This is a genomic window from Arcobacter lacus (genome assembly GCF_003063295.1).
Lineage (GTDB): Bacteria > Campylobacterota > Campylobacteria > Campylobacterales > Arcobacteraceae > Aliarcobacter > Aliarcobacter lacus.
On the sequence record NZ_MUXF01000014.1, the window covers coordinates 1 to 10,840 of the forward strand.

At 27.4% G+C, this 10,840-nt stretch carries 11 protein-coding genes; 1 reads left to right on the forward strand and 10 read right to left on the reverse strand.

Annotated features, from left to right (window positions below; genetic code table 11):
* Positions 1-138: 138 nt before the first annotated feature.
* The 10 genes from B0175_RS07125 to B0175_RS07170 form a co-directional block, all read right to left on the reverse strand.
* On the reverse strand, positions 139-1,062 hold the full coding sequence (locus B0175_RS07125) for a radical SAM protein (protein ID WP_108527943.1): 924 nt from the start codon (positions 1,060-1,062) through the stop codon (positions 139-141).
* 77 nt (positions 1,063-1,139) lie between these two features.
* Complete coding sequence (gene hemE, locus B0175_RS07130) at positions 1,140-2,180, reverse strand: uroporphyrinogen decarboxylase (RefSeq protein ID WP_108527944.1); 1,041 nt, start codon at positions 2,178-2,180, stop codon at positions 1,140-1,142.
* A 12-nt stretch (positions 2,181-2,192) separates the two neighbouring features.
* Positions 2,193-2,705 (reverse strand): YqhA family protein, encoded by a 513-nt coding sequence (locus B0175_RS07135; protein WP_108527945.1) that lies wholly within the window; start codon positions 2,703-2,705, stop codon positions 2,193-2,195.
* Positions 2,705-3,742, reverse strand: a complete 1,038-nt coding sequence (locus B0175_RS07140) for an aspartate-semialdehyde dehydrogenase (RefSeq protein ID WP_108527946.1) — start codon at positions 3,740-3,742, stop codon at positions 2,705-2,707. The genes B0175_RS07135 and B0175_RS07140 overlap by 1 nt, the downstream gene beginning before the upstream one ends.
* Before the next feature lie 2 nt (positions 3,743-3,744).
* A complete protein-coding gene (gyrA, locus tag B0175_RS07145; protein WP_108527947.1) occupies positions 3,745-6,327 on the reverse strand; it encodes a DNA gyrase subunit A in 2,583 nt (860 codons plus the stop codon).
* A gap of 137 nt (positions 6,328-6,464) precedes the next feature.
* A complete protein-coding gene (locus B0175_RS07150) occupies positions 6,465-6,680 on the reverse strand; it encodes a YdcH family protein (protein ID WP_108527948.1) in 216 nt (71 codons plus the stop codon).
* 83 nt (positions 6,681-6,763) lie between these two features.
* Positions 6,764-7,945, reverse strand: coding sequence for a bifunctional glutamate N-acetyltransferase/amino-acid acetyltransferase ArgJ (argJ, locus tag B0175_RS07155; protein ID WP_108527949.1), 1,182 nt, complete (start codon positions 7,943-7,945; stop codon positions 6,764-6,766).
* A 1-nt stretch (position 7,946) separates the two neighbouring features.
* Positions 7,947-9,074 carry a potassium channel family protein gene (locus tag B0175_RS07160; protein ID WP_108527950.1) on the reverse strand — a complete coding sequence of 376 codons (1,128 nt, stop codon included), beginning with the start codon at positions 9,072-9,074 and terminating at the stop codon, positions 7,947-7,949.
* Positions 9,075-9,097: 23 nt separating this feature from the next.
* Positions 9,098-9,286 carry a 50S ribosomal protein L28 gene (gene rpmB, locus B0175_RS07165; protein ID WP_004511166.1) on the reverse strand — a complete coding sequence of 63 codons (189 nt, stop codon included), beginning with the start codon at positions 9,284-9,286 and terminating at the stop codon, positions 9,098-9,100.
* Positions 9,287-9,351: 65 nt separating this feature from the next.
* Entirely contained in the window at positions 9,352-10,218 is an 867-nt protein-coding gene (locus B0175_RS07170) for a glycosyltransferase (RefSeq protein WP_108527951.1), read from the reverse strand.
* Positions 10,219-10,270: 52 nt separating this feature from the next.
* Here B0175_RS07170 and gmhB point away from each other — a divergent pair, with 52 nt between their 5' ends.
* Entirely contained in the window at positions 10,271-10,834 is a 564-nt protein-coding gene (gmhB, locus tag B0175_RS07175; protein ID WP_108527952.1) for a D-glycero-beta-D-manno-heptose 1,7-bisphosphate 7-phosphatase, read from the forward strand.
* The last annotated feature ends 6 nt before the right edge of the window (positions 10,835-10,840 follow it).

Below are 10,840 nucleotides of genomic sequence, written 5' to 3' on the forward strand. Positions count from 1 at the left end.
CTGGGTTCGAACCAGGGGCCAAATGATTAACAGTCATCTACTCTACCGCTGAGCTATGCCGGAATCTTTTTTAACTTATTCTCTTAAATTGGACGGGAATTATAATACCTTTTTCTCTTTTTGTCAAGAGATTTTTTGTTAATTTTGAAAATTTTTATAAAATTTAATTCCAGCATTGTCAATCAAGCCTATTTCATCGTTTTTAATTAATTCTTTTAAAATGATTTTTGATTCATTATCAAACATATTTTCTATATCTTCAATAGTCAAAGGCCGTCTATTTATCATAGAAAGTATCTCTTCTTTATTATATGAGATAATTTGTTTTGGTCTATTCTTAAAAACTATATTTACATTTATATTTTCAAATTTATTTGCAACTTTTTCTAAAAATTCATAACTTACTGGACTTACTTTATATGCAGGTGGTCTATCAATAGTTCCAATGTCAACTCTTTTAGGATTGATTTGTTTTACAGCATTAAACAATAATTCTATTTCTTCTTCTTTATCATTTATATCGTTAACAAATAAAATTTCTAAAACAAAATCTTTTGTAGTTTTTTGTGAGAATTCAATCATCGAAGGTATAATTTTATTAATTTCTACACTTTTATTTTGTCTATCAAGTTTTTTAAAACACTTTTCACTTACACAATCTAAAGATAATTTAACTATATCAATTTTTAATAAAGCATCAAAAACCTCTTTTTTATAAATCGTACTTCCATTTGATAAAATTAAAGTTTTTGTTTCACCTTTTATCTTATTAATTTCATCAATTAATTCGCTTAATTTAGGATACAAAGTTGGTTCACCATTACATGTAATTGTAATTACATCAATTTTAGGATGATTTTTAAAACTTTCTTTTATTGCTTTTATAATTTCATTAACACTTGGAAATGTATCCATTTTATCAACAGTTTTAGCACCTTCTAATTCACAATATAAACAATCAAAATTACACTGTTTTTTTGATGGTGATAAATCAATACCTAATGATATTCCAAATCTTCTTGAAGGAATTGGTCCAAAAATAATAGAATTTGAATATGACAAAATAAAAATCCTTTTAAATAAAAAAAGAGAAGCTAAATAGCCTCTCTTTTATAATAATTTTCTAAAACAAATTTGTTTTATGCTTTTTTTGATACTCGTTGACACTCTTTTACAAAGTGAATAGCATTTTCAACAGGAACATCAGGTAAAATTCCATGACCTAAATTAAAGATGTGTCCAGTTCCACCCATAATATTTTGAATTCCTTCAACACACATTGTTGTTGCTTCTTTTGAATACAATCTACAAGGCTCCATATTTCCTTGTAAAACATATTTTTCACCTAATTTTTCTTTTGCAAGAGCCATTGGTGTTCCCCAATCTACTCCAAATACATCGAAGTTTCCGTAAACTAAACCTCTTTCAATAAATGCAGCAATTCCTTTTGGAAACATAATAACTGGAATATGAGGATATTTTTCTTTTAAATACTCAGCAATTTCTACCATATATTTCCACGAAAACTCATCATATTTTGAAGGTTCAATTGCCGCAGCCCAAGAATCAAAAATTTGAACTACATCAACTCCAGCTTCAATTTGTTTTTCCATATAAAACTTAACTACATCAGTTACACGTCTAAGAATTTTATGTAAAAACTCTGGATCCGAATACATCATTTTTTTACAAAGATTGTATGTTTTTGTTCCTTGACCTTCAATCATATAAGTTGCAAGTGTCCAAGGAGCACCTGTAAATCCAATCAAAGCTTTATCTTGAGGTAATCTTTGTTTTAAAATTTTAATAGTTTCATAAACATAAGTTAATTTATTTGCAGCTTCTTCGCCACCAATTAAAGCATCTAAATCAGCTTGCGTTTTTATTGGTTTATCAAAAACTGGACCTTCACCCTTTAAAAAATCTAATTTCATTCCCATTTCATTTGGTACAACTAAAATATCACTAAATAAAATAGCTGCATCAACACCAACAATATCAAGTGGTTGAATTGTAACTTCAGCAGCAAGTTCTGGATTATGACATAAATTTAAAAAATTCCCAGCTTTTGCTCTTACTTCCATATATTCTGGTAGGTATCTTCCAGCTTGTCTCATCATCCAAACAGGAGTGTAAGGAGTCTCTTTTCTAAAACATGCATCTACAAAAATTTTTGACATCTTTTACCTTTTTTAATGTTTTCCAACTTTACCAGTAAAGTAAAGCCCAACTGCTAATGCTACAATAGCTAGTGCAAAATATAATAATTCTAGCGGTGTTTGATAACTTGTATGTAATACTCTTTGGAAATAGTTTACAACTAAAACCATGATAATTACTTTTGCAATTTTATCTTTTAATTGATCCAATGAACTAATGTTTAAAATTGAATTACATTCTTCAGGTGTACACGCTGCATCTATTTTTGATATAAATAACTCATAAACTCCAAAAGAAAAAATTAACAAAACAACAGCAATTAGATATAAATCTACTGCTCCAATAATTCCTGCAACTATATCCTCATGAAAATGTTCTGGATGGCTTCCGTCAATAAATGTTGTAATAATAAATTTTGCAACATCAATAATATCAATGCTTGCAACAATAAATAAAATTACAGCTCCCATAAAACCAAAAATTACAGCTAAAATAACTATAAATCTACTTTTCCAAAGAGCATTCTCAAAAAGTTTTTCAAGCATTAAATATCACTTTCTAAATCTATCCATTTTAAAGCAATTCTAACTGCATTTGTAGCAGCTCCAACTCTTACTTGATCTGCAACGTTAAAATAGTGAACAATGTTTTGTGCATAAACATCTTTTCTAATTCTTCCAACATATGTAAAATCTGTATCTGTTGAAATAATTGGCATTGGATATTTTTTATTTGCTAAATCATCAATCACTTTTACATTTTCAAAATTGATTAATGCATTTCTTACTTCTTCAACATCAACATCAATATTATCTTCAAAAGTTACAGTTATTGATTCACTATGACTTCTTAAAACTGGTACTCTTACACAAGTTGCAGCTACTTGAATCTCTTTATGCATAATTTTTTGAGTTTCTAAAACCATTTTCATCTCTTCTTTAGTAAAACCATTCTCTTTTGCTACATCAATTTGTGGAATTACATTTAAAGCGATTTGATAAGGAAATGCTTTTATTTCTGTTTCGTCTAATCTAAATGCAAAAAAGTCTTGCATCTGTTTTACAAGCTCTTCCATACCAGTTTTTCCAGCACCAGAAACTGCTTGATAAGTTGAAACATCAACTCTTTTGATTCCATATAATTCATCTAAAGGTTTTAAACTTTGAACCATTTGAATTGTCGAACAATTTGGATTTGCAATAATTCCAGTTTCTTTCCATAATTTAATATCTTCTGGATTAACTTCAGGTACAACTAATGGAACTTTTGGATCCATTCTAAAATGACTTGTATTATCAATTACAACTGCACCTGCTTCTACTGCAAATTTTGCAAATTTTTCTGAAACTGAACCACCTGCACTAAAAAATGCAATTTCAACATCATTTTCTTCAAAAACTGTTTCAGTTAATTCTAAAACAGTAACTTCTTTATTCATATATTCAATTTTAGAACCAGCACTTCTTGCACTTGCAAGTGGTATTAATTTGTTAATAGGGAAATTTACTTCTTCTAAAACTCTAAATAACTCTTCACCAACTGCTCCAGTAGCTCCTACTACTGCTACATTGAATTTTCTCATTTTTACTCTTCCTCACCTTTTTCTAAATTGTCATTTGAATCTAATATATCTATTAAATTTTTTTCTTCATTTGTACTATTTGTTTCAATAACTTCACCATCTTCGTTATATCTAATTACATTTCCATTTTCATCAAGTTCTATTTCTTCATCTTCTTTTGGACATTTTGCAATAGATACAACTTTATCGTTACTATCAACATTTACAATTATTACTCCACTTGTATTTCTTCCAGCTTTTCTAATTGTATTCATGTCAACTCTAATCATTTTTCCAATTGATGTTAGTAACATTAAATCTTGAGTATCATCAACTAAAACTTCACCAATAACATTTCCTGTTTTTGTAGATAATTTCATAGCAATAACACCCGAACCAGCTCTATTTGTAAGTCTATATTCTTCAACAGTTGTTCGTTTTCCAATTCCTTTTTCAGAAACAGTTAATATTTCTTGTTCTTCACTGCTAATAACATCAGCATCAACAACAAAATCTGTATCAATTTTAAATTTAATACCTCTTACTCCTCTTGTGCTTCTTCCTTGATCTCTTGTTTTTTCAAGTTCAAATCTAATACATTGACCAAGACTTGTAAATATCATAATATATTGCGTTTGAACATCAGCAATTTTTGCTGTTACAATTTCATCAGCATCGTCAAGAACGATAGCTCTTACTCCATTACTTCTTATATTACTAAATTCATTTAAACTAGTTCTTTTTACAATACCATTTCTTGTAAAGAACACTAAAGATTTACTTTCATCAAAATCTGGTGTTGGAATTATTTCCATAATTTTTTCATCAGGTCTTAAATTGATTAAGTTTACAACTGCTTTTCCTTTTGCAATTCTACTTCCTTCTGGAATTTTATAAACTTTTAACCAATATAATTGTCCCATATTTGTAACAAACATCAATGTATCATGAGTATTACTTACAAAGAATCTTTCAATAAAGTCATCATCGTGAGTAGTAACTGCAACTTTTCCTTTTCCACCTCTTTTTTGTTTTTCATAAGCTTTTATAGGAACTCTTTTTACATATCCATTATGAGTGATTGTAACAACCATTGGCTCATTTGGAATTAAATCTTCAATATCAATTTCATCATAAGAATCTTCAATTTCTGTTTTTCTATCATTAGAGAATTTTTCTTTAATTTCTGTTAATTCTTCTCTAATAATTTCATTTAATTTTTCTTCACTTCTTAAAATTGCTTCTAATTCTGCAATTAATATCATAAGTTCTTGATATTCAGCTTCAAGTTTATCTCTTTGAAGTCCTGTTAATCTTCCAAGTCTCATATCTAAAATTGCTTGTGATTGAATAGCACTTAAATCAAATCTTGTTTCTAAACTCTCTTTAGCTTCTGCATCATTTGAACTAGATCTAATAATTCTTACAACTTCATCGATATTATCAACAGCAATTTTTAAACCTTCTAAGATATGTGCTCTTGCTTTTGCTTTTTCTAAATCAAATATTGTTCTTCTAATAATTACAGTTTTTCTATGAGATAAGAAAATATTTAATATTTGTGGTAAATTAAATACTTTTGGCTCTTTATTATAAACTGCAAGTAAAATAATTCCAAAAGTTGTTTCCATTGGAGTTGATTTATATAAATTATTTAAAACAATCTCACTCATAGCATCTTTTTTAAGTTCAATTACAACTCTAATACCTTCTCTATCAGACTCATCTCGAACTTCAGAAATTCCATCAATTTGTTTATCTTTTGCTAAATTTGCAATAAGTTCAATAAGTCTTGCTTTATTTACTTGATATGGCAATTCATCAATAACAATAATCTCTTTTTTAGCTTTTGTTTCAATATGATGTTTTGCTCTAATTCTTACTCTTCCTCTTCCTGTATTATAAGCATCAATAATTCCACGTCTTCCAAAAATAGTTCCACCAGTTGGAAAATCTGGACCTTGAACAAATTGCATCAAATCATCAGCTTCAGCTTCTGGATTATCAATTAAATATAAAATTGCTTCTAGTAATTCTCCAAGATTGTGAGGTGGTATTTTTGTTGCCATACCAACAGCAATTCCTTCACTTCCATTTAAAAGTAATGTTGGAACTCTTGTTGGAAGGACAGAAGGCTCTTTCATTGTATCATCATAATTTGGAACAAAGTTTACCGTATCTTTATCTAAATCTCTTAAAACTTCTTCAGCAATTCTAGTCATTCTAGCTTCAGTATATCTCATGGCTGCTGCATTATCACCATCAATAGAACCAAAGTTTCCTTGTCCATCAACAAGAGGTGCTCTTAAAGAGAAATTTTGTGCCATTCTTACAAGTGCATCATAAACCGAAATGTCTCCATGAGGGTGATATTTACCGATAACATCTCCAACAATTCTTGCAGATTTTTTATAAGCAGATTTTGAAGTAATACTTAAATCATGCATTGCATACAAAATTCTTCTATGAACTGGCTTTAATCCATCTTTTGCATCTGGCAATGCTCGTCCAATAATAACACTCATAGAATAATCTAAATATGAAGCTTTAACAGAATCTTCTATATTTACATTTATAATATCTTGATTTTCGAAAAGGTTTTCCATAAAAAAGGCCTTTAGTATATAAAATTAATAGATTATATCTAAATTGTACTTTAGTAATTCTTGTATCAAAGTATTAAACGAAAAAAGGGGACAAAAGCCTAAACTTTGATCCCCTCTTTACTATTAAAAATTATAAATTAATTTTCAGCTTTATGTTTTACAATCATATTGTAAATTTCATCTTTTAATTTTAATTTTTCTTTTTTCTTTGATTCAATTTCGAATTGATCAGCATGAGAATTTTCTAAATTTACAATTTCGTGATCTAAATCATTATGTTTTTCAAAAACTCTATTGAAATGAGAGTCTTTTTGTTTTAATTCAGCAATGATATCTCTATATTCGTGAAACATTTGGTGTCCTATTTTTTAAATTTGATTTCTTTATTATACAAACTATGTTCTTAAAATTTTGTAAAAATAATATTTATTATATTTTAACTTCTATAATCTGCATTTATTTCAACATATTTGTAGCCTAAATCACAACCATATGCTGTAAATTTTCCATCACCTAAACCAATGTCACAAATAATTTTATATTTGTCTTTTTTTAACACTTCAAAAGCCTTTGCTTCTATTGCTGCATCAAAACAAATTTCACCTTTATTAAAAACAATTACATCATTATATGAAATTACAAGTTTTTCTTCATCACAATCAATTCTTGAAGCTCCAATAGTTGAAGCAATTCTTCCAAAATTTGGATCTTCTCCAAAAAGTGCAGTTTTCACTAAAAGTGAATTAGATAAAGCTTTAGCAGCAATTTCAGCTTGTTTATCATCTTTTGCATTTATAACTTCAAATGCAGCCACTTTTTTAGCACCTTCACCATCTGCAACCATTAACATCGCCATATCATGCATAACCAGTCTTAAAACTTCTTTGAAAGCTTCTTTGTCATAAGCATTTGATTTTCCATTTGCTAAAACCATAACTGTATCATTTGTTGAAGTATCTCCATCAACTGAAATTGCATTAAAAGTTGTCTCTTTATTTATATTTAAAGCCTCTTTTATATCTTCATAAGGAGCAGCAGCATCTGTACAAATAAAACAAAGCATAGTTGCTAAATTTGGATTTATCATTCCTGCACCTTTTGCAACTGCACCTATTTTAAATGAAGTTCCATTTTCAAGTTTCACTTCATACATACAAGTTTTAGCATACGCATCTGTTGTCATAATTGCTTTTGATAAGTTTTCACCATTTTTAGCTGTTAAATCAAATTTTTTTGCCCCTGCTATTAATTTTTCAATTGGCAATGGATTTCCAATAACACCTGTGCTACTCATAACTGGATTAATCAAATCAAAATCAAGTTGAGAAAACAAAGTATTGATTGACTCTATTCCTTTTCTTCCTGTTAATGCATTTGCATTTTTTGAATTTATTAAAACAAAATTTGTTTTAAAATTTTCTCCATATTGTAAAAAATGTTTTAAAGGAGCTGCTTGAAATCTATTTTCTGTAAAAACCGCTGCAACGGTACAAGCCTCTTTTGTATAAATAAATCCTAAATCATTATTTCCATTTGGTTTAAGACCTGCATGGATTCCATCACAATAAAATCCATCAATTTGATCAATATAACCTTTTATAGGCATAATAGTAAACATTTTATATATCCTCTGGTTGTTTATTTAAAGTTAAAATTCTTTTTGCCCTTATTATTCCACTTTGAGAACCAACTAATAAAAGCTTACTATTTGCATTTATTGATGTTTCACCTTTTGGCATTTGAATAAATCGTCCATTAGCTTCAGTTATTCCAATCACTGAAACTTTTAATGTATCTCTTAAACGTAAATCTTTTAATTCTCTTCCTACAACCCAAGATGTCTCTTTTACAAAAACTTCTTCCATTGCAATTGGAGTATCAATTTTATATAAAAATTCATCAAGAATATTTTCCATATCAGGACGAATAGCCATTGCACTTACTCTTTTTGCCATAAGTGATGGAGTTGCTACAACTTTATCAGCACCTAATTTTTTTAATCTTATTTTTTCATTTAATGTTTCAGCATTTGAAATAATTAAAAAAGGAGCTCTTCCTAACTCTTTTTCATAAAGTCTAACTGATGCAATAAGTGTAATATTATCTGAAATATTTTTTGATAAAGATATGGCACCTTTTGCAGAGCTTAGGTGAGCTTTTAAAAAGGCTGTCTCTTTATATGGTTCTTCTTTTATAAAATAAGGATAACCATTTTCTCTAGCAATATCTTCAATATTATCACTTGGATCAACTACAACAAAAGGAATATGATTTTCTCTAAATTGTCTTGCTAATTGTGCCGTATATTCATTGTGATAACAAATCACAAAGTGTCTTCTTAGTCTTGCTATTTTATAAAGCATTTTTCTCTCCTTTAATAGCTCTCTTAAATTACCATTCATAAAAACATCTATTACAATACCGACTGCAAACATTGTACTTGCAAATCCAGCATACATTAGAAATGTAGTAAATACAATCGTTTCATTTTTGAAATTTGATTCATTTAAAGCGCCAAATCCTGTATTTGTAAGAGTATACGCTGTTTGAAAGATAGCCTGCATGATAGTATAATTTTCAAAATAAACATAAGCTAATGTTCCAATTATCATCAGTAATTGAATAATTATTAAGGGAAATCTTAGAGGTTTTAATTTTGAATAAATAATTGGGTTTAAATCATATAAAGGCTTAGCCGCTTTTATTTCCCAACCAATAGTTTTTTTGAATTTTATGAAGATACTCATGAAAGCACTTTATCTAGTGCTTCTTATGAGTGTTTTTTAAGTGTTCTTAGCTCTTTAGCAGAAATTCTTAATTTAGTAGTAGTTCCATCTTCAAGTGTAACTCTAACTGTTCTAATATTTGGTAAGAATCTTCTTCTTGTTCTATTTTTAGCGTGACTTACGTTGTTACCAACCATTGGTCCTTTTCCAGAAATTGCACATTTTCTTGACATTTGTCTTCCTTTTTTTTATAGTGAAAAATATTTGCGTATTCTATCCTAAATTTCTTAAGTTAAATTTAAATATTTAATATTTCTTGATTAAATCTATTTAAATTATTTTCTATACTACACTCTTTTGCTATTTCATAATTTTGTTTTTTAATATTTTTTAACTCTTTTTCATCCGATAATATAGCATCAATTTTAAATGCAATAGTTGAGTCAGTTGGGCTACTCATTGAAGCAAAAACATCAATCACCTCTTTTGCATCATTTTTAACACTTAAAAAAACAACACATTCACAAAACATAGCTTTTAATATATTTGTAGCAAAAGATTTATTATGAGTTGGAAGTAAAAATATATCACTTACTAAAAATAATTCATCAAAATTTTTATAATCATCAATAAGTATAATTTTTTCTTCAAGTTTTTTATATTTTGGAAGTGAAAATTGTAAACTTCCTATTTGTCTTTTATCACCTGCAATTATTATTTTAAAATTTGAATAATTTAGATTTGAACAAATATCTAAAAACTCTTTAATTCCAGACGTTTTAAAATTTTTTGCTGTAAAAAATATAAGTTTTGTATCAAAATCTATATTGAATTTTTTATAAAAATCTATTTTTATTTTATTTTCATTTTCAATATTTATATTTATTGAAGGATAGATAACTTCAATTTTTTCTGATGAAATTTTTAATTCTTCTAATATATTATTTTTAGTAGAAAATGAATTTACTATTGTAATTTTTGAATTTTTTATATTTAAAATAGTTTTTTCATCTAAAGAACCAGTATGAAAATAGACATCTGCATATCTTTTTTTGCTAAAAAGTTTTTTCAAAAAATTTTTATTTTTTATAACTTCAATATTCTCTTGTTTTTTTAACTCGTTTATTAAAACATTTGTTGTTTTATATGAGATTGTAATTTTCATCTAAATACTTTCTTAACTTTAAAATAACTCTTATTATAGTTAAAACTGCTTTATGATAATATTTAATAAACAATACATACGAAAAGGATTTTTTATTCAAACAAATAAAAAGAAAATAATCTATCTTGATAGAGATGGAGTTATAAACAAAGATTTTGGATATGTTTATGAAATTGATAAATTTGAGTTTATAAGTGGAGTTCTTGAAGCTTGTAAACATTTTATAAATTTAGGATATGAAATTGTTGTAGTTACAAATCAATCTGGAATTGGAAGAAATTACTATACAAAAGAGGATTTTATAAAACTTACAAATTGGATGAAAAGTGAGTTTAAAAAAAATGGTATTGATATCTTAAATGTATATTTTTGCCCTCATGCTCCTGAAGAAAACTGCAGTTGTAGAAAACCACAAATTGGTATGATTACACAATCATTAAACGATTTTGATATAGATTTACAAAAATCTTGGCTAATTGGAGATAAAATGAGTGATATTCAAACTGCAATTAGTGCAAATATTCCAAATAAAATATTAATTTCAAAAGAGAAAGAGGATAAAGTTTTACATGTAGTTGAAACTTTATTTGATACAATAAACATAATAAAACAGTAAGGCTTA